We start from the raw sequence: 20,607 nt of genomic DNA, 5'->3' as shown, positions 1-20,607 counted from the left end.
TGCATCGTGTCGCTCAGCGATGCCTCATACGGTGAAATTTGGCGCCAATTGTTTTGCTGGTTCCGGACGCCCTGCTGGTCTGCTCTGAGGTCATGCTGACCGATCCTGCACGACCCACGAATGGCAGAAAAGCGCGGATAGTGTGCGTTGCAAAGTCGGTCATTTGACGCAACCAGCCGAGGGTTTCTGCTGCGCCGCAGCCGGCCGTTCGCTGCGACTGCGAGGTTTTGCAGCCGGTGAGGTGACACAATGCGGGACGGACCCGACTTTTGCTAATGCAGCCAGTGCTTACACAGCAATCTCTCGCGGTTGCAGAAAAATAATTCTGCGATGCGGCCCGTGTTGGACCTGTCACGTTTTAGTGCCGCCCCAGGTGCTCGTTTAAGCCACCTTCCGTTCCATAGCGGCTGAGATCAGAGTGTCACATTCATCGTGCAGCGCCTCTGCTCCATCTGGCGCATAGGTGCCGCCTTCAATCCCGCTGCCCCCCAGGGGTTTGCCGGTATCACAGGCCAGGCCGTTGATATCTTCGGGCTTCTGGCGCTGGTATTCATCGGCGATCCACATCATGGTCAGCTCATTGGTGTCCCTGTCGGGTGCCGGAACATTCATGCCTGAGTTCAGGAACCCATGGCGGATCAATTCCTGGGCAAAGCGCCGGGTGATTTTTTCCAGCTCATGTTCTTCCCGGTCGCGTGGGTCGATCCGCAGGGCGCCCTTGGAGCCGCCGAACGGCGGCCCCAACAAAGCACATTTATGAGTCATAAGCGCCGCCAGCGCCTCAACCTCTTCCTGATCGGTATCCGGAGAATATCGGATGCCGCCCTTTGCCGGAGGGTTTTGGGTGGAATGCACCGCGCGCCACCCTGTAAAGGAGTGCATTTTGCCACGCAGCCGCACACCGAAGCGGGTCACATAGGTCGCGTGGCAGATGCGGATTATTTCTCATCCAGCCCTTCTGGTAAATCGATTGTGGATGCTATGTCGTTAAACATGGCATTCACATCAGGCAAGAACGCACGACTCATCGGATGGCCCCCAGCAGGCGGGGCATCAAAGATGCCTTTGCGGTGCCAAAGCCGCCTCCGCCTGGGGTTTTCATGATGAAGACGTCATCGACCCCCATTTGAGTTTCATCATTCCCTTTCAGCATTTGCACATCCCCGTTGCTGCGCTTAACCGAGTTTTCACCGGGTTTGCCCGGTTCACCACCTGCTGCGCCATGGGGCACGGTTTCCCGATGCGAAGACAGCACCGTGACGGTCATCGGAGTGAGGAACCGCAGCTTGCGGATAATCCCGTTGCCGCCCGTGGTTTCTCCCGCGCCGCCAGAGTCCTGCCGGATCGAGAATTCATCCACGCGCACCGGGAACCGAGTTTCCAGAACCTCCGGGTCCGTCATGCGGGTGTTTGTCATATGGCTGTGCACCGCACTGGCCCCGTCAAAACCATCCCCTGCGCCTGTGCCACCGCAGATCGTTTCATAGTTTTGATACTCATCGTTCCCGTAAACGAAGTTGTTCATAGTGCCCTGCGAGCCGGCGATAACACCCAAAGCACCATAAAGCGTATCGGCAATGGCCTGGCTGACTTCGGTATTACCGGAGATCACCGCAGCTGGGAATTCCGGGTTGATCATTGATCCCTTTGGCGTTCGAACCTCCAGCGGCTTCATGCAACCTTCGTTCATCGGAATATCGGACCCGACCAGCGTGCGGAAAACGTAAAGAACAACTGCGCGGCAAATCGAGTAAGGAGCATTGTAATTCAAAGGACTCTGATCAGAGGTGCCTTCAAAATCGATGATCGCCTTGCGCTCGACTCGGTCCACCGAAATGCTGACACAGATCTTTGCACCACCGTCCAGTGGATATTCAAACGAGCAATCCTTTAGAACATCCAGAACCCGGCGTACGCTTTCTTCGGCGTTGTCTTGCACATGGCCCATATAGGCGTGCACGACACCAAGCCCAAACTGCTCTACGATATTCTGCAACTCTTTGACGCCCGTGGCATTTGCAGCCACCTGCGCTGCCAGATCAGCCATATTCTGATCGATGTTCCGGCAGGGATATGGTCCGCTGCCCAGCAAAGCGCGCGCTTCTGCTTCGCGCAAAGTGCCGCGATCCACCAGCAGGAAGTTGTCGATCAGGATACCTTCCTCATCAATGGTCTTGCTGTCTGGCGGGGCTGAACCCGGGGTTTTGCCACCAATATCCGCATGGTGACCGCGGGATGCTGTGACAAAGATGATGTTTTCCCCATCCGCGTCAAACACCGGGGTGATGACGGTGACATCCGGCAGGTGTGTGCCGCCATTAAAGGGATTGTTCATCATGAACACATCGCCCGGGCGGATCTTGTCTGTGTTTTCGCTGAGAATAGATTTGACGCTGCCGCTCATGGACCCAAGGTGGACAGGCACGTGTGGTGCATTGGCCACCAGGTCGCCGTTGGCATCAAAGATCGCACAGGAAAAATCAAACCGTTCCTTGATGTTTACCGAATAAGCGGTGTTGGCTAAAGTTGCCCCCATTTGTTCGGCAATCGACATGAACAGGTTGTTAAACACCTCAAGCATTACTGGATCGACGGTCGTGCCAATCGCCTCTTTGCGTTCCAATGGCACAATCCGCGTCAGCACAAGGTTGCCACCTTCGCGGCATTCTGCTTGCCAACCATCTTCGATGGCATTGGTCCCAGTGGGCTCAAAAATGATTGCTGGTCCGGTGACCTTGTCACCAATGGTCAAGCCGGTTCGATCCACCATTGGAACATCTTGCCAACGGCCATTGCTATACATGGAGGCGTTCAGGTTCTTACCACGCCCTTCTTCATTGACAGGAAGCGTTACATCTTCGCCAGTGGATCCGATGGATTCTGATGTCAGAAGGTCGATGATTAGCTGATTGTAGTCCGGCACAAAGCCGAAGCGCTGCTCGTGCGCTTCCTCAAATCCTTTACGCATCTCCTCGACGGTTCCAAAAGGAACGTCCAGGGTCTGATGTGAGCCATCGGTCCTAATATGAGCTGTGCGAACAATTTGAATCGCCTCTTTGGATACACCCTGTTCCAGAACTTCGTTATGCGTTTCAGCATCCAGCCCTTTCAGAACAGTCTCCGCTTCAGAGATATTTTTGATGGGCTGCGCAAACTGGTATTCCCGCAGGGCACGTACATCCGCCAACCCCATACCGAATGCTGAGAGAACGCCCGCAAACGGGTGAATGAATATACTCTCCATGCCCAGGACATCCGCAACCTGACAGGCGTGCTGCCCCCCCGCACCACCAAAACAGTTCATGGTGTATTGGGTCACATCATAGCCGCGCTGAACACTGATCTGCTTGATCGCATTTGCCATGTTTTCCACGGCGATGCGCAGGAAACCTTCGGCAAGTTGTTCCGGACTGCGCTCTGGTTCCCCGGTTTCTGCCGATATTTCTTTGGCAAGCGCTGTAAATTTCTCACGCACGACCGCCACGTCCAGCGGTTCGTCGCCATTGAGGCCAAACACATGCGGGAAGTGATCTGGTTGAAGCTTGCCAAGCAAAACGTTGCAGTCGGTTACGGCAAGCGGGCCGCCACGGCGGTATGAAGCCGGGCCTGGGTTTGCACCGGCGCTCTCGGGACCCACTTGCATGCGTCCGTTTGAGAAGCTGAGGATCGAGCCACCGCCAGCTGCAACAGTGTGGATGCTCATCATCGGTGCTCGCATCCGCACGCCTGCGACCTCGGTTTCAAAGGAACGTTCGAATTCTCCCGCATAGTGGCACACATCGGTAGAAGTGCCGCCCATGTCAAAACCGATGAGTTTGTTAAAACCAAGGGCTTCTGCACTGCGCACCATGCCGACCACGCCGCCAGCAGGGCCAGATAGGATTGCATCCTTACCTTGGAACAGGTTTGCATCGGTCAACCCACCATTGGACTGCATGAACATCAAGGACCTACATCCACCGCGTGTGGCACCAAGCGCATCGCTGACTTGCTGAACATATCGGCGAAGGATTGGCGACAGATAGGCATCCACAACGGTTGTATCCCCACGGGAGACAAGCTTGATCAGCGGGCTAACCTTGTGGCTAAGCGAGACCTGGGTGAAGCCGGATTGCTTTGCCATCTCGCCGATCTTTAGCTCGTTGTCGTGGAATCTGTAGCCATGCATCAGTGCCACCGCGACAGAGCGGTACCCGCGCCCGTAGGCCTGAGACAGCGCGTCGCGGACTTGACGCAGGTTCAAGGGTTCGATGACATTGCCATCGGCATCGACGCGCTCTTCAACTTCAATGACCTCTTCATAGAGCAGCTCAGGCAACTGAATGTTCAGATCAAATAAGCGCGGCCGGTTCTGGTAGCCGATGCGCAGCAAGTCTCTCATTCCTTTTGTGATGAGCAGGATTGTCCGATCGCCTTTGCGTTCCAGAAGCGCATTGGTTGCGACGGTTGTCCCCATCTTGACTGCATCGATCGTGCCTTCGGGGATAGGGCTGTCCGCGTCCAAGCCTAGAATTTCTCGGACCCCTTGAACTGCCGCGTCTTTGTAACGCTCGGGGTTTTCGGAAAGTAGTTTATGGGACTGAAGCGTTCCGTCCGGTTTTCGTGCGACGATGTCGGTAAACGTACCGCCTCGGTCGACCCAAAATTGCCACATGGCATAGCTCCTTTGTTTGCCGGGCAACTGCCTGGCATGTTTTCTTTGGTGAAATGCGGCCCCTTAGGGCCGCGGTTATCGCTGGATGGATTCCGGAAGGTAGAGAGCGATCTGAGGGAACGCGAGTAAGGCCGCTACCATAAGCAGCATCACAAAGACGAACGGGATGGTACCCAGCATCACGTCGCTCAGTTTCCCGCTCTTACGTGCGCCTTGCACGACATAGAGGTTCAAGCCGACCGGAGGTGAGATAAGAGCCATCTCAACCAGAACGATCATCATTATCCCAAACCAAATCACATCGTACCCAAGCGCCGCGACCAGGGGCACGATGATCGGGATCGTTACAACCATCAGCGACAAGGTCTCGATGAAAAATCCGAGTACAATGTACATGCAGACAATCACCAGCATGGTCATCAATGGTGAAAACCCAAGCCCATTGAGCAGAGCCTGAAGTTCCGCGCCCAGACCGGCTGAGGCCAGTGTGAAGTTCAGGAAAGACGCCCCAATGATAACCAGCATGATCATGGAGGTGATCTTGATGGTGCCAACGATGCTCTCACTGATCATCTTGATTGAAACGCCACCAAAGGCTGCTGCGATGAGCACTGCGCCTGCAACACCAACTGCCGCTGCCTCTGTCGGAGTGGCCCACCCCATGTAGATGGTCCCGATGATAGCACCGAAAAGGATGACGATGGGGATGAGCTGAAAGAGTCCGCGGATCATCTCAGAGATCGGGAACACCCGTCGAACACCGCCCAATTCGGGTCGGATCATACAAATGAGCACAGTGATGAGCATGAAGCCCACCGCAAGCAAAAGACCTGGCATGAGACCCGCGAGAAAAAGTTGCGGGATAGATGACTGCGTCAGGAAACCGTAGACGATAAGGTTGATTGATGGCGGGATCATGATGCCAAGTGTACCGCCAGCGGCGATGGCCCCTGAGAAGAGCTTTGGGTCATACCCGAGCTTTTCAGCCTGTGGCATGGCGACCGTTGCGACGGTCGCGGCCGTCGCGACAGACGAGCCCGAAATGGCCGAAAACATCGTCGAGGTAGCCACATTCGCGTGGACCAGCCCCCCTGGCATCCAAGACACCCAACGGTCCAGCGCGGCGTAAGTTCTGTTGGCGATACCGCTGCGGACTAGGACCTCACCGAGCAAGACAAAGAATGGAATGGCGATCAATGTGGCATTGTTTGATGTCGACCAGACCAAGTTTCCGAGTCCTTTGGTCAGCGGAAAAGGGCTGAAGAATGCGTCGATTCCGAAACCAAGGAGGAATAACACGATCCCAACAGGGATTGAGAGCGAAAGCAGGGCCAGCAGGCCGACTGAAATTGACCAAATCATGTGTGGATCTCCGCGTCTTCTTCGCCGACGATCCCGACGGCAGCTTCGGATTTTTCAAATTCACCGCGCAACACCAGCATGACTGCGGCGACCAACGTCAGCCATGCGATGAACGCAAACCAAAGCCAGCCCGCAAACCACGGTAGTTGAACCAGTGCCAGAGGTGTCTCCAGCGGTGTATTGGCGCGCGAACTGTTTATGATTGACCGCTCAACGACAGGCCAGGACCTGATGGCAATCACGGTGACGGTGCTCGACAAGACGAACAGAGAGAACAGGTCGAAGAGGGACCGTCCGAGGGCGTTGACACGCCCCCGGAGAATATCGATCCGAATGTGACTGAGTTCGAGCAGGGCAAATCCCATACCCCAGGACGTCACAACAGCCATGACGTAGCCACTTATTTCATCAGTTCCGCCGAGAGTGCCTCCCAACTGCCTGATCATGATTTCAGCGATGATGAACACGACACATGTCAAGAGCAGAACACCAATCAGCATTGCTACTGCTCGATTGAGCCGCTTCATCGTCGCAAGTATTTTCTCGGGCATTGGAAGCACTCCCAGGGAACTATCTGTTATTCTACGGCAACAGACACGCCGACGACTTGACCGACGCTAGTGTTCCACCGCTTGGCCCAATCAGCACCTGCGCGTTCAGCCCACGCCGGGAGAACTTCGCTGACCAGGGTTTCCCTCGCGTTGTTGAAGTCTTCTTCCGAAACTTCGACAAGCTTCATGTTACGCGTTTCGCCAGATGGGCACTCGCCATTCCCTGTCAAGCAGGCGATGTCATTGACCAGCGCGTCTTGAGCGACTTCCCATGCAGGCTCCTCAAATTCGGCTGACACCTGGGTTTGGATCAATTCCTGAGTTTCGGTGCTTAGAGAATTCCATTTGTCCAGATTGATGGCGGTGACCACCGGATCCCAACCACCCAAGGGGATGGCCAAAAGATTGGTAGATACTTCCCACCACCCAGAGCTGTAGCCAGATCCGGCACCAGTTACGGCGCAATCGACCACCCCTTTCTGGAGAGCACCAGGTACTTCGGCAAAGCTGACGTTGACACCCTCAGCTCCAAGGGCTTCGAGGAACTTGGCGGTCATACGCCCAGAGGCACGGACCTTTAGGCCTTTGAGGTCAGCAAGAGAGTTCACGTCACCATTGCAGAATACGACCTGTGGTGGGTAGGGCGCGATCGCCAGAACGTGACTGTTGAAGCGGTCCCGATAGATGTCGCTAACCATCGGACGTGCAGCATCGACCATCGCGCGGGCTTCGTCGGCCGTAAGTGCAAGCAGCGGCACATCCAGACCTTCGAGTTCTGGCGCATCGGCCACTGCATAGTCGCCAACTGTCATTGCAACGTCATAAACGCCGTCCCCGAGCAGACGGAAAACGTCTCCAACACCAAGGTTCATTTGGTTGTGCGTGGTCAGGCTAACGTTGATTGATCCACCGGAAGCTGTTGGTAGGGTTTCCGACCAGAAAGGTGCTTCAAATTGTTTGTGAAGTGGCAAGCCGGACCAACTGCCGACGACAGCCAAATCTTCTGCGATTACAGGCGATGCAAGCAATGCGGTTGCCGCCAGATATGCAGTGAATTTTCTCATCTTAGTTCTCCTGTTTGGACTTAGTTTGATTGATGATTGTCGGGTGCTAAGATCGGATTCTCTGCATCCTGCGGTATATCGGTAATCAGCATATGACCCGGCTTATGTGTGATGCAGAGAGGGAGTTTGGCCTGCTCGATAGCTGCCTGTGGAGTAACGCCGCAGGCCCAGAAAACGGGTATAAACCCGGCTTCCACTGGCGCTGGATCGCCCCAATCAGGGAGGTTAACGTCTTGAATCCCGATTTCCGCAGGATCGCCCCAATGCACTGGTGCCCCATGCGCAAGGGGGTAGTTCTTAGAAATGGAGATTGCGGTTTTTAGCTGATCTTCAGGAATTGCCCGCATGCTGACGACCATCGGACCGCCAAACGGTCCCGATGGAACGGTTTCGATTGATGTGCGGAACATTGGCACTGTTTTGTTATTATTAATGTGCCACAGTTGAATGCCTGCATCATTGAGTGCATGCTCGAATGTGAAAGAGCAGCCCAGAGCAAATGCGACCAAGTCGTTGTGCCAGATGTCTCGAATGTTCCCGACAGTGCTTTCCAGCTTCCCGTCACGATAAATATTGTAAGCCGGAACATCAGTACGAATATCGATGTCCCTGCCCATGGTGAACATCTTTGGATTCCCAGTGTCGGAGACACCGGTCAACGGACATGGCTTGGGGTTGCGTTGGCAGTAGCGCATGAAGTCCAGGGCGGACTCTGAGGGCATGATTGCGATGTTGGCTTGAAGAAATCCGTTACCCAGCCCAGCTGTGTGAGAGTGGTAGCTGTCGCGGCGAATAACGTCTCGAATTTCTGCTAGAGGTTTTTGGACAAGTTCTGCATGTGAGATTGGCAAAGTACGATTCCTCCCAGTGGTGGGAGTATCGATCTGGGCTAACATAAAAACAAATTAAAAAGATCTTCGCAATCCCATTAAAGTTTTTTATCGTCGAAGCTTTGTGCAGTGGCGCTTGCGATGGCCGCTGCGGTTTCTAGTAGATGGCTCTTTGGTTCACCGAGGAAAGACGCTGAGAATTTCAGGGGGTTTGGGCGCCACCCAGGATCGAACTCGCAAATTCGCCCTTCAGATACGAAGCGCTGCCCCAAGACACGCGGCAATGCAGCGACGCCCAAGCCAGATTCAACTAAGCGAAAGCAAGCTGACAGCGAAGAGGAGGGGAAGAGTGAGTAGTTTGGACCCAAATGTTCAAGAAGTTCAGAGCGCAATTCCCGAAAAGGACGCGTATTTCTTGCATATGTAAATATGGGCTTTTCTAGGTATCGAGACGGTTGGTCGTTGGAGCTTTGGTCACTTTCGGCTCGGTACCAGGCAAGATCCACTTCTGGTAACTCGACGTTGTCGACAGAGTACTCAGAAATTGGCCCTAGTAAGACGGCAAGGTCGATCTCTCTATCAAGCAACATTGTACGGAGGTTGACCGATATATCGACGTTGATCTCGATTTCGAGGGCAGGATACATTCGATGAAGCTCTTCAATGAATAACGGTAACCAGCATTGAACGATAGTTTCGGAAACTCCTAGGCGAAGATGGCCCTCGATACCTGAGGGATCCATAACATCTCGTTGCACGAGCTCTGAAAGCTGTTCGAACTGTTTTGCATAGCGGGCGAGAATATCCCCTCTCTTGGTCAAAAGAACGCCTCCACTCGTTCTTTCAAACAACTCCACGCCCAAGGTGTTTTCTAGGTTTTTGATCCGCGTAGTCACGGCTGGTTGTGTCAAGCCTAGCTCATCGGCTGCCTTGCTAAATCCACCGAGGCGCACGACGGTCAGAAATGCCCGTATTTGTTCTAAGTTGAGACGAGTGTTCATTTGGTTCTGTTCCTGTCTTCTCCGATAGAGGTCGTTCGGAAAATGCTTCATTGAGGCTTGCTGTGTTCGCCGCGCAAGGTATCGTATAAATTTCATTTATGAAATTTGAGAATTTTTTTGATTTTTATTGATGTTCGGCAACGTCGATAGGTTCGAGGGGCAGTCACCTAACCTTCGTCACAGCAAAGGATCACATTCATGCCCCGGAAAATACTAGTACCGATCGCACCGGATCACCCGACCTCCAGTGACGAAGTGCTCAGTCGGGCCAAAAAGCTTGTTAAAGAGTGGGGGAAACAATGCCTTGACCGTGATGGAGATGTGGCCCGAGAAATATGAACAGTTGAGCTAGGTGGATTTCCCGTTCCTCATCCGGCAGTGTGCCGGGACGAAGGAACAACGATGGCAAGACGACCCAGACGGAACCACAGCCCTGCATTCAAGGTGAAAGTCGCATTGGCAGCTTTGAAGGCGTTGTTGCAGAACTCTGAGTGTTAAGGATTCACATCACGAATCCATGCGGTTAGACGGGGCAGATGAGCAAGCCCGCACCTGCCCGCTACCGTACGACGAATTGGTTCAGCTACAACGATGCGCTCAGAAAGCGCGGGTCGCTTCTGATCTGGTTGGACAAAGAGATGACCTGGCTCGCGCCGCATGATGGCAGCCCCGGTCGCCCATCTGGAGCTGGCCACGGCGGTGCAGATCCTGGTCGAGACCTGCGATCTGCCGTTGGAGACGGCGCTGGAGATGGCCACGAGCCGACCGACGGATTTGATCAGGCGGCCCGATCTGGGGCGCTTGTAACCCGGCGCGCGCGCCGATGTGCTGCATCTGAACGACGCGCTGGAGCTGCAGCAGGTCTGGCAGGGCGGCTTGGCGCTGTAGCTGCTGTTGCATCGTGTCGCTCAGCGATGCCTCATACGGTGGAATTTGGCGCCAACTGTTCTGCTGGTTCCGGACGCCCTGCTGGTCTGCTCTGAGGTCATCGTTGCTCCTTTCTGCAACGCAGCTATATTGCAAATATGAAATGGATTGTCCTCGTTTGTGGAATATTACTCATCTTTGCAGCTTGGCTAATCGTTCAAGTGGGCAAAGGCGTGTTCTTCACCCATAGCGGTTTTGCGGAGTGGGATGAGGAGTTTTTGGCAGCGTATCGAGAATGTTGTTTTATGACCGATTTGCGATCAGCAGTACCCTTCGCTTTGCTTGGATTAGTATTGCTTGGGTTCGTAGCGTGGAAATTCTTGCGGAATTATGCTAACCGATCGCAATAATCACACTTAAGAGAGCAACATCCGCTTGTCCCGCCTGGCCACTCCCTTCTTAAGACTCTCCGCATGTTTTGATCAAATTATTTGCCCGCAGAGGAATGGATAGGCTAAGTCTCTGTCAGAACACTCTGCCGTGCCTTGGCAGGGGGATGTCCCGCAGATTGCGGGCGGACTGACAGGAGTGCCGATGACACCGCTTGCAGGTTTGAAGGTGGTCGAACTGGCCCGTATTCTTGCGGGGCCATGGATTGGCCAGTCGCTTGCCGATCTGGGGGCGGAGGTCATCAAGGTCGAAAGCCCCGAAGGGGATGATACCCGTCGCTGGGGCCCGCCTTTTATCGAGCGCGACGGTGATAAAACAGCGGCCTATTACTATGCGGCGAACCGGGGTAAGTCCTGCGTCACTGCGGATTTTCGCACTGAAGACGGCAAACAGACGGTGCTGGAGCTGATCCGGGATGCCGATATCCTGATCGAGAATTTCAAGGTCGGCGGGCTGGCGAAATACGGGCTGGATTATGGCAGCCTGAAAGCGGTCAATCCACGTCTGATCTACTGTTCGGTGACCGGCTTTGGGCAGGATGGGCCTTATGCGACGCGGGCGGGCTATGATTTCCTGTTGCAGGGCATGTCCGGGCTGATGTCGATCACCGGTGCGCCGGAGGGCGAGCCGCAGAAGGTTGGGGTGGCGATCACCGATATTGTCACCGGGCTTTATGGCACCATCGGCATTCTGGCAGCGGTGGAGCAGCGCCATAGAACCGGGCGGGGGCAGCATATCGACATGTCTCTGCTGGATTGCGCCACCGCGATGCTGGCCAATCAGAACATGAACTATCTGGCAACCGGCACCAGCCCGACCCGGATGGGCAATGAGCATCCCAATATTGCGCCCTATCAGGTGATGGCGGTGCGCGACGGGCATGTGATCCTTGCCGTTGGCAATGACGGCCAGTTTGCGCGGCTCTGCGAGGTTTTGAACATGGCGGCGCTTGCGGTTGATCCGCGCTTTACCTCCAACCAGCTGCGGGTGGCCAACCGGGGCGAATTGACACCGATGCTGGCGGCAGCGCTGGCGCAATGGGGGCAGGCGGATCTGTTGGCGGCGCTGGAGGCCGCGACCGTGCCTGCGGGGCCGATCAACACCATTGGGCAGGCGTTTGAGGACCCGCAGATCAGGCACCGCCAGATGCAGATTGCGCCGGAGGATGTGCCGGGCGTGCGTGGTCCTTGGGTGTTTTCCGATGCGGAGCTGGCGCTGGAGAAATCCGCGCCAATCCTGCCGGTGGCGCAGGATATGTCGCAGGGAGACTAGACCTCCGGATCGCCTGCCGATTGGGTGGGCGGCAACAGCTTGAGATTGAGCCAGACAGGAAGAGGGCGCGCCATGGCGATGGAGATCACCGGAGTTGAACATCTGTGGATCCCGCTGCCAGATGGGCGTCGGCTTGCGGCGCGGATGTGGCGGCCAGCGGCAGAGGGGTGTTATCCTGGGATCCTGGAATATCTGCCCTATCGCAAACGAGACGGCACCGCGCCGCGCGATGCCACCACGCATCCGGTCTTTGCGGCTGAGGGCTATGTCTGCCTGCGGGTGGATATCGCCGGCACGGGCGATAGCGAGGGGGTGTTTGACGATGAGTATTCCGAACAGGAGCTGAGCGACGGCGAGGCGGTGCTGGCCTGGCTTGCGGCGCAGGCCTGTTGCGATGGGAATATCGGCATGATTGGGATCTCCTGGGGCGGCTTCAACGGGTTGCAGCTGGCCGCGCGTCAGCCAGAGGCGTTGAAGGCGGTGGTCAGCGTGGCCTCAACCGTGGATCGCTATGCCGATGATATCCATTTCATGGGGGGCTGCCTGCTCAGCGATAATGCCAATTGGGCCTCGCAGATGTTTGCCTATCAAACCCGCCCGCTGGATCCCGAGCTGCGCCCGGATTGGCGCGAGGCCTGGGTGGAGCGGATCGAGACGCTGCCGTTTATGGCCGCAGACTGGCTGCGTCACAGTCGGCGGGATGATTTCTGGAAACATGGATCGGTCTGCGAGGATTGGTCTGCGATCAAGGTGCCAGTGCTGGCGATCACCGGCTGGGCCGATGCCTATGTGAATGCACCACCTGCACTGGCGGCCCATATGCAGGCGCCCGCCAATGCGCTGATCGGCCCGTGGGAGCACCGCTATGCCCATATTTCCAAGCTGGAAGGGCATGATTTCCACGGCGAGGTGCTGCGCTGGTTTGATCGCTGGCTGAAGGGCGTAGACAGCGGCGTGGAGGATCTGCCGGATTATCGCACCTACATGCAGGAGCATTTCAATCCGACCAAGGAAAACAAACCCCGGCAGGGGCGCTGGATTGCTGAGACTGCATGGCCCTCCCCGAATGTGCGCGAGGTGGCGCATCATCTGGGACAGCAGGGTACGTTGCAGGCGGTGCCGGGTGCGGGGGAGGTTGTGGTATCCAATCCAGCAACCCTGGGCATGGGGAGCGGGTATTTCTGCGCAGGTATGCGGATCGACAATGAACTGCCGGGCGATCAGGCGGGTGATGATGCGCTGTCGGCCTGTTTCGATACGGCGCCGCTTGAGACCCCGCTGGAGTTGCTGGGTCGGGCGCGGCTGCGGCTGGCGTTCTCTGTCGACAGACCGGTGGCGCAGGTGATGGCGCGGCTGTGTGATGTGGCCCCGAATGGCGTGTCGCAGCGCATCACCTATCGGGGACGCAACCTGTGCCATGACGACAGCCATGAAACCGCCGCGCGGCTGGTTCCCGGCAGGCGCTATGAGGTGGAGTTTGCGCTTAATGAATGCGCGCATCGTCTGAGGGCTGGGCATAAGCTGCGGCTGGCGCTGTCGACCTCCTATTGGCCGATCATCTGGCCAAGCCCCGAACCTGTGGCGCTGACCCTGCATCTGGAGGGCTGTGCGCTGATCCTGCCGGAACGCCAGGGCGGAGCAGAAAGCGACCCGCAGGCGCCGCGCGCCGCGCGCAATTTTCCGACCTATCAGGCCGAGGTGACGCGCGCGCCCTCCGGCACATCCAGCAGCTATGAAGAACTGGATGGCACGCTGGTGTTGGAGAGCTTTGATGACTATGGCGCGGCCATTGATCCGCAGCACGGCATGGAGGTTGGTAGCCATGTTGCCATGCGTTATGCGGTGCATCCAGATAATCCGGCAACTGCGACATTCTCCAGCCAGTGGCGGTTTACATTTGCGCGTGGTGACTGGCAGGTGCAGGTCGATACCGACAATGAGATGCGCGGTGATCGGGAGAATTTCCATCTCTGGCGCCGGGTTGTGGCCTGCGAAGGTGCCGGGCAGACCGAGGTCTGCGTTAAGGAATGGAGCGAGAGCCTGCCGCGCGATTGTTTGTGATTTCGCATCAAATCCTGTTAAAAATCGCTGTTTTTCCCCGGATTGACCCCCAGTTCGCCACGGTTTGGCCACGTTCTGTGACCAAAAACGGAACTGCGCGTTAACCATTTCGGGTGAGAATACCCCCCTTGAGATGTTTTCATCGCGCTGGAATGCCGGGCGGATGGTCCCTCGGTTGTGAGCAGACGATAAACAGAATTGGGGCGAGAAGGTGCATCTATCCGTTGTTGTACCCTGCTATAATGAGGAAGAGTCCATCCCCCTGTTGGTGGATCGGTTGGTGCAGGCAATCGAACCCTGGACGGAACGGGCCGAGATCATTCTGGTCGACGATGGTTCCAGCGATGAAACCTGGGCCGCGATGGAGGCCGCGCATGAACGGCATCCGGTGGTGCGCGGCATTCGTCTGTCGGCCAACCGGGGCCATCAGGTTGCGTTGACGGCTGGGCTGGAGGCGGCGACCGGCGCGCGGATTTTCATGCTGGATGCCGATCTTCAGGATCCGCCGGAAATTCTGCCCGATATGATGATGATGATGGATCGCGGCTATGACGTGGTCTATGGCCGCCGCGCCGAGCGCCAGGGGGAAACCCTGTTCAAGAAGGCGACGGCCTATCTGTTCTACCGTTTTCTCAATACGCTGTCGGATGTGGATATCCCCAAAGACACCGGCGATTTCCGTCTGGTGAGCCGTCGCTCGCTGGATGCGGTGCTGAAAATGCCGGAACGCGCACGGTTTATTCGCGGTATGTTCGCCTGGGCCGGATTCCACCAGATCGGCCTGGAATACATCCGCGAAGCCCGCGTCGCAGGCGAGACTAAATATCCGTTCAAGGCGATGCTGCGCTTTGCCACCGATGCGTTGACCGGGTTTTCCACCAAACCGCTGAAAATGGCCACGCGGCTGGCGTTCTTCAGCCTGTTGGTGACCGTGCTGATGGCGATCTATGTCTTTGGCTCGCTGATCCTGTTCAACACCGTTGCCGGTTGGGCCTCGGTTCTGCTGGCGATCTCTTTCTTCTCCGCGATCCAGCTGCTGACGCTGGGGATCCTCGGCGAATATGTCGGACGGCTTTATATGGAGAGCAAACAGCGCCCGCTGTATTTCCTGTCGCAGCAGACCGGGCATCCCGCCGCCCATGCGGTCGATTTCATCGGCGACAGCCGCGCCGTAGCGGCGCCACTGGCTGAACCGGCCCAAAAAGAAGCGTCATGATCCGCGCCGCCGTTCAGAAAGATCTCGGCCAGTTGATCCGCTTTGCCATTGTCGGCGTCTCGGTTGCAGCGCTCTATGTGCTGGCGTTCCTGGGGTTCCTGCATATCGGTCTGGCGGCGGGGCTGGCCAATGCGCTGGCTTTTGGCCTGGCGGTTCTGGCGCAATATGTCGGCCAGACCGTCTGGACGTTCCGCCAGAAGCTGGGCCAGCCGGACCAGGCGCTGCGGTTTGGCTGCACGGTCGGCCTTGGGTTTGTGACTTCGGCGCTGCTGACGGGTGTCATCGGCCCGATGCTGGGCTGGCCGGAGTGGCTGGCGGCGACCACCGCCGCAGTCTGGCTGCCGGTTCAGAACTACCTGTTTTTCAAGATCTGGGTCTACGCCGGACACGGCGCGTAAAGAGGAGTGGCAAGAAATGTCGCATGTGTATTCAAATGAATTCTACGATTACATCGAGGCCGGCGCGCGCAGCTCGGCGAAGGCGCTGATCGCGGCGGTGCAGCCCTGGCTTGGCGCGCGGAGCGTGCTGGATCTGGGCAGCGGTCGCGGTGTCTGGCTCAGTGAATGGGCGAATTCCGGCGTTGCTGACATCGCCGGGGTGGACGGCGATTATGTGGATCGTAACCGTCTGGCGATCCCGGCGGCGTGTTACCATGCGGCGGATCTGACTGGCGAGTTTGATCTGGGTCGGCGGTTCGAGCTGGCGCAGAGCCTGGAGGTTGGTGAACATCTGCCGACGGCGGCCTCCGCAACCTTGGTTGCGGGGCTGACGCGCCATGCCGATCGGGTGCTGTTTTCGGCGGCTGTTCCGGGGCAGGGCGGCGAGTTTCATATCAATGAACAGCCGCTGTCCTTCTGGCAGGATCTCTTTGCCGCGCGGGGCTATCGGGCGTTTGACTGCGTACGCCCGGCGCTGAGAGAGGCCGAGGGGGTAGAACCCTGGTATCGCTACAATACTGTGCTCTATGTGAATGAAGCGGGGCGTGCGGGTCTGCCGGAGGAGGTTCTGGCAACGGAGCTTTTGGCGGGGCAGCCGGTGCCGCCTGCGGGCAGTCTTGGCTGGCGGCTGCGCCGGGGTGTGGTGTCGCTGATGCCGCAGTTGATGGTGACCCGGATCGCACAGATCCGCGCTGCGATCATCGCGCGGCAGGCGCGGGCGGCAGGGCTGTTGGGTGCGGATACGGCAAAGGGCACGATATAATGACACTGGTGATGGACAGTCCGGTTGTGGCGCGCCGGGACGCTGCAACGCCCCTGCTGGCGACAATCGCGGTGGCCTTTTTCGGGCTGCTGATCGCGGCGGTGTTCCAGCTGCCGGATCCGCTGATCCGTCACGATGATTACCCTGCGCTGTTTGGCGATGCAGAGACCTATTATGTCAAAACCCTGATGGAGGGGCGCTGGGTCAATTACCTGTGGCACCTGCGCGAGACACTGTTGCCGAGCTGGGCCAACTATCTGATCTACAACGGGTTTTGGGCCGTGGTGCTGGGCTGTCTGGCGCATAATGCGCTGGGGGCCGGGGCGGCGCTGTGGCGCAAGGGCGCGGTGGCGCTGATTGCGGGGCTGTCGGCGCCTGCGCTGCTGATTTCACTGTGGTTCAACACGCTGATCCCGGGCATGGCGATCCTTGCCATCTATGCGCTGGCGACCACGCAACTGTCGGACCGGGCCTGCCGCTGGCTGCTGGTGCCCTTTGTGCCGCTGGCGCTGACCGCCTATACGACCTATCCGTTCTTTCTGCTGGCGCTCTGTCTGACCCGTGCGGACACGCAGCGCTCTGCCCGGGATCTGGCATCGCTGCTGGGGCTGTTTATCCTGTGTTTTGCGCTGGCGATGGCGTCGATCTATACGCTGAACTACCTGTTTCACGGTGTCTTCGGGATCCCGATGGCGGAGTGGCGGATGCCGAAGCCGGCGCATGATCTGGCATCGCTGCTGGCAAATATCGGGCTGATCGGTGATTTTCTCGGCAGCTCGGCCTCGCTGGTCTCGTTCCACTTCCTGCCGCTGACCGTATTTCAGGTGGCGCTGTTTGGCTGGGCCGTCTGGCTGGTCGGCAGATCCGACCCCTGGCGCGCGATCTATCCGCTGGCGGGGATCTGCCTCGGGATGGGGCTGATCTTTGTGCAGACGATCAAGACCGGCATCACCCTGCCGCCGCGTGTCTCCGGCTTTGTATGGCTGTATTACGCGGTGCTGCTGGGGCTGCTTTCGCAGGAATTGGCGGCGCGGGGCGGCGTCTGGGACCGCATCGGACGCAATCTCCTGGCCTTTGTGGCGCTGATCTACCTGGCGTTCAACCTGCTCCAGCATCGCGATGTGACCGCCTGGCAAGCCGACAGCCGCAGGATGGCCGATCAGATCCTCCCAGTGGAAGGTCCGATCTATGTCACCGGCACCTATCTGTCGCTGCCATCGGGCAAGAAAGCCGGCTTGCAGCACGATCTGTCGGTGGCCTTTCGCCTGACGCAACTGACCGGGCGTGATGTGGTGATCTGCGCGATGACACCGACGGCCTGCGCCCATCTGCCGGCGGAGGTTCAGGCCGGTGCCAAGGGGCCCGACTATGAGGTGCGCAATCTGGACGTGGGCAGCGTGGTGATGTTGTCGGCAACGCCGATCCGTGCGGCGGCGCATAACGTGCCTGCGGGCGGCTGAGGACGGCGCAAAGAACATCAAACGAGAAACGGGGGCGTGCAGGCCCCCGTTTTTCTGATCAGGTCTGGTCAAGAAACCAGAAGGTGCGAAGACCTCAGAAATCGAGACCGAGATCCAGCGTCTGCGCCGAATGGGTCAGCGCGCCGGAGGAGATATAATCAACCCCCGTGGCTGACACCTCGGCAATGCGGTCGCGGCGCATATTGCCGGAGGCTTCGGTGACCAGATGACCTTTGGCCATCGCCACGGCCTTCGTCAGGGTTGGCGTGTCCATATTGTCGAGCAGCACCACATCGGCGCCGCCCGTCTCCAGCACCTCCTGCAACTGTTCGAGGGTGTCCACCTCGATCTCTACCTTCATCATGTGGCTGACGTTGGTCGTGGCTGCGCGCAGGACGGCGGCGACACCGCCTGCGGCGGCGATGTGATTGTCCTTGATCAGGATCGCATCGGAGAGACCGTAGCGGTGGTTGTATCCGCCCCCATGCAGGACGGCCTGCTTTTCGACCATGCGCAGACCGGGTGTGGTCTTGCGGGTGCAGGTGATGCGGGTGGCGGTCCCCTTGGTCTCTGCCACAAAGGAGGCCGTCAGGCTGGCGATGCCAGAGAGGCGGCCTGCAAAATTCAGCGCCACACGTTCGCCCGAGAGGATCGACGCGGCTGATCCTGCGATGGTCATCAGGGTCTGACCAGGAGTGCAGGGGCTGCCGTCAGCCACGCGCGTTTCGATCTTCAGCGAGGGATCAACCAGATGAAAAGCGATACGGGCAATCTGCATACCGGAGATAACGCCGGTATCGCGCGCATTGAGCCGGGCCTCATAGGTGGTGCCTGCCGGGATCACCGCGCGTGTGGTGATATCCCCGCTCTGGCCGAGGTCTTCCAGCAAGGCAGCGCGGACCAGCGGTTCCAGGATCAGGTCGGGCAGAGTGGCAAAGGACGGGGTCATGTCGGATCCTTGACGGCGGCGGCGCGGATCGCACGCGCCTCGGTGAGGGTAATACCGGTGCGATAGGCCTGCGCCGGGTCGGCCTCAGGATAATCGTCGCGGAAATGGCCGCCCCGGCTTTCGCGGCGGTCCAGCGCGGCGGCAGCAATCAGGGTGGCGGTGGCGCACATATTGGCAAAGCTCTCGTCGTCGCCGAACTCTGCCAGCAGCTCCTCGATCGTTCTGAGGGCGGTTTTCAGCCCGGCTTCGTCGCGGCGCACACCGACATGGGCAGTCATGGTTTCGCGCAGGCGGGCGATGGCGCTGGCCGGGGCGGCGGGCGTTGTGGCAGGGGCGAAACTGAGGGACAGTGCAGGCGGCGTGCGCATCTGGTCCGGTTGAGGGCCAAGTGTTGCGGCAATGTCCCGGGCAGAGGTGCGGGCATAGACCAGAGCCTCCAGAAGCCCGTTGGAGGCAAGCCGATTGGCGCCATGCAGCCCGGTCGAGGAGGCTTCGCCACAGACCCAGAGACGGCCGAGGCTGGCGCGCCCCTGCATGTCGGTATCGACCCCTCCCATGTGATAATGGGCGGCAACCGCCACCGGGATCGGGTCCGCAACGGGATCAATACCGGCGCGGGCGCAGGTCTCAGCCACGGTTGGAAAGCGGGTCAGCACCTCGGCGCCAAGAGCTTCGCGGGTGTCCAGCATCGGGCGGCGGCCGGCCTGGGTTTCGGCAAAGATTGCGCGGGCGACGATGTCACGAGGGGCCAGTTCGGCGTCCGGGTGCGCGGCCAGCATGAAGCGGATGCCGTCCTTGTTGATCAGCGTGGCGCCATCGCCGCGCAGCGCCTCGGTGGCGAGGGGCGCGGGGTCTTCGCCGATGTCAAAGGCGGTGGGGTGAAACTGGACAAATTCAGGATCGGCAATGCGGGCACCGGCGCGGGCGGCAAATCCGATCACCTGGCCCCGGATGCGGGGCGGGTTGGTGGTATGCGCAAACAGCCCCCCGGAACCGCCCCCCGCCAGAAGGATCGCAGGGGCACGGATCAGCACGGGCACCGAGGTGCCGCCAGCATCGCTGACCCAGACGCCGGTGACGCGGTCGTCTGCCACCTCCAGCCGCACGGCCTGGGTGCCTTCGTGGACCTGAACCGAGGCTGTGGCGCGCACGGCGGCAATCAGCGTTTCCATGATCTGCCGACCGGCCTGATCGCCTTTCACCCGGACAACACGGGCCATGGAATGGGCGGCCTCGCGGCTCATGACAAAGCCGCCGTCAGCGGTGCGATCAAAGGGTGTGCCAAGGTCGGTCAGATCGAGAATATGATCCTGGGCAACCTGTGTGACCATGGCGGCGACCTCGGCGTCGACAGTGCCAGCACCGGCGCGCACCGTATCGGTGGCGTGGGCGGCAGGGCTGTCGGCCTGATCCATCGCGGCGGCAACGCCGCCCTGCGCCCAAGCCGAGCTGGCGCCCTCGCCAAGTGTTTCGGGTGAGATCATCAGCACCGGCCGCGGGGCCAGTTCGAGGGCGGCATAGAGCGCGGCCATCCCCGCGCCAACGATCACCACGCGATCAGTGTCACAGGCGGCGGTGGCTTCGGTCAGGGCCTGCACATCCAGCTGGGCCTCTGCCGTGTTGTCGGCCTGATGGTCAGAGACGACCTTGGCGCCGGGGGTGTCCAAGGA

15 protein-coding genes and 2 pseudogenes are annotated in these 20,607 nt (G+C 58.6%); 8 read left to right on the top strand and 9 right to left on the bottom strand.

Annotated elements, in window-relative coordinates; translation table 11 throughout:
• Positions 1–468: 468 nt before the first annotated feature.
• The 7 genes and pseudogenes from WLQ66_RS16580 to WLQ66_RS16550 form a co-directional block, all read right to left on the bottom strand.
• Positions 469–1,028 (bottom strand): annotated as a pseudogene (locus tag WLQ66_RS16580) (Glu/Leu/Phe/Val dehydrogenase dimerization domain-containing protein); the annotation flags it as partial.
• Positions 1,025–4,654, bottom strand: a complete 3,630-nt coding sequence (locus tag WLQ66_RS16575) for a hydantoinase B/oxoprolinase family protein (protein ID WP_340547437.1) — start codon at positions 4,652–4,654, stop codon at positions 1,025–1,027. The pseudogene WLQ66_RS16580 and the gene WLQ66_RS16575, both read right to left, overlap by 4 nt.
• Before the next feature lie 75 nt (positions 4,655–4,729).
• Positions 4,730–6,016 carry a TRAP transporter large permease gene (locus WLQ66_RS16570; protein ID WP_340547436.1) on the bottom strand — a complete coding sequence of 429 codons (1,287 nt, stop codon included), beginning with the start codon at positions 6,014–6,016 and terminating at the stop codon, positions 4,730–4,732.
• On the bottom strand, positions 6,013–6,567 hold the full coding sequence (locus tag WLQ66_RS16565) for a TRAP transporter small permease subunit (RefSeq protein WP_340547435.1): 555 nt from the start codon (positions 6,565–6,567) through the stop codon (positions 6,013–6,015). The genes WLQ66_RS16570 and WLQ66_RS16565 overlap by 4 nt, the downstream gene beginning before the upstream one ends.
• Before the next feature lie 26 nt (positions 6,568–6,593).
• A complete protein-coding gene (locus tag WLQ66_RS16560; RefSeq protein WP_340547434.1) occupies positions 6,594–7,631 on the bottom strand; it encodes a TRAP transporter substrate-binding protein in 1,038 nt (345 codons plus the stop codon).
• A gap of 20 nt (positions 7,632–7,651) precedes the next feature.
• Positions 7,652–8,482, bottom strand: a complete 831-nt coding sequence (locus WLQ66_RS16555) for a putative hydro-lyase (RefSeq protein WP_416536605.1) — start codon at positions 8,480–8,482, stop codon at positions 7,652–7,654.
• Positions 8,483–8,559: 77 nt separating this feature from the next.
• Entirely contained in the window at positions 8,560–9,462 is a 903-nt protein-coding gene (locus WLQ66_RS16550; protein WP_340547432.1) for a LysR family transcriptional regulator, read from the bottom strand.
• Positions 9,463–9,998: 536 nt separating this feature from the next.
• Between WLQ66_RS16550 and WLQ66_RS16545 the strand changes: the two are divergent.
• The 8 genes and pseudogenes from WLQ66_RS16545 to WLQ66_RS16510 form a co-directional block, all read left to right on the top strand.
• A pseudogene (locus tag WLQ66_RS16545) lies at positions 9,999–10,142 on the top strand (IS5/IS1182 family transposase); the annotation flags it as partial.
• Positions 10,120–10,269, top strand: a complete 150-nt coding sequence (locus WLQ66_RS16540) for a hypothetical protein (protein WP_340547540.1) — start codon at positions 10,120–10,122, stop codon at positions 10,267–10,269. The pseudogene WLQ66_RS16545 and the gene WLQ66_RS16540, both read left to right, overlap by 23 nt.
• A gap of 654 nt (positions 10,270–10,923) precedes the next feature.
• Positions 10,924–12,051: a CaiB/BaiF CoA transferase family protein gene (locus WLQ66_RS16535; RefSeq protein WP_340547431.1), complete on the top strand. Its 1,128-nt coding sequence runs from the start codon at positions 10,924–10,926 to the stop codon at positions 12,049–12,051.
• 72 nt (positions 12,052–12,123) lie between these two features.
• Positions 12,124–14,112, top strand: a complete 1,989-nt coding sequence (locus WLQ66_RS16530) for a CocE/NonD family hydrolase (RefSeq protein WP_340547430.1) — start codon at positions 12,124–12,126, stop codon at positions 14,110–14,112.
• 211 nt (positions 14,113–14,323) lie between these two features.
• Positions 14,324–15,328, top strand: a complete 1,005-nt coding sequence (locus WLQ66_RS16525; RefSeq protein WP_340547429.1) for a glycosyltransferase family 2 protein — start codon at positions 14,324–14,326, stop codon at positions 15,326–15,328.
• Positions 15,325–15,726, top strand: a complete 402-nt coding sequence (locus WLQ66_RS16520; protein ID WP_340547428.1) for a GtrA family protein — start codon at positions 15,325–15,327, stop codon at positions 15,724–15,726. Before WLQ66_RS16525 ends, WLQ66_RS16520 begins: the two co-directional genes overlap by 4 nt.
• A 16-nt stretch (positions 15,727–15,742) precedes the next feature.
• On the top strand, positions 15,743–16,528 hold the full coding sequence (locus WLQ66_RS16515; protein ID WP_340547427.1) for a class I SAM-dependent methyltransferase: 786 nt from the start codon (positions 15,743–15,745) through the stop codon (positions 16,526–16,528).
• A complete protein-coding gene (locus WLQ66_RS16510; protein WP_340547426.1) occupies positions 16,528–17,988 on the top strand; it encodes a hypothetical protein in 1,461 nt (486 codons plus the stop codon). Before WLQ66_RS16515 ends, WLQ66_RS16510 begins: the two co-directional genes overlap by 1 nt.
• Before the next feature lie 94 nt (positions 17,989–18,082).
• Here WLQ66_RS16510 and nadC read toward each other — a convergent pair whose 3' ends face one another.
• On the bottom strand, positions 18,083–18,937 hold the full coding sequence (nadC, locus tag WLQ66_RS16505; protein WP_340547425.1) for a carboxylating nicotinate-nucleotide diphosphorylase: 855 nt from the start codon (positions 18,935–18,937) through the stop codon (positions 18,083–18,085).
• Positions 18,934–20,604, bottom strand: coding sequence for an L-aspartate oxidase (locus tag WLQ66_RS16500; protein WP_340547424.1), 1,671 nt, complete (start codon positions 20,602–20,604; stop codon positions 18,934–18,936). The genes nadC and WLQ66_RS16500 overlap by 4 nt, the downstream gene beginning before the upstream one ends.
• Between the last annotated feature and the right edge of the window lie 3 nt (positions 20,605–20,607).

This window comes from Phaeobacter sp. A36a-5a, from assembly GCF_037911135.1.
In the GTDB taxonomy this organism is placed as follows: Bacteria; Pseudomonadota; Alphaproteobacteria; order Rhodobacterales; family Rhodobacteraceae; genus Phaeobacter; species Phaeobacter bryozoorum.
This window is presented reverse-complemented; position numbering and strand designations above follow the sequence as displayed.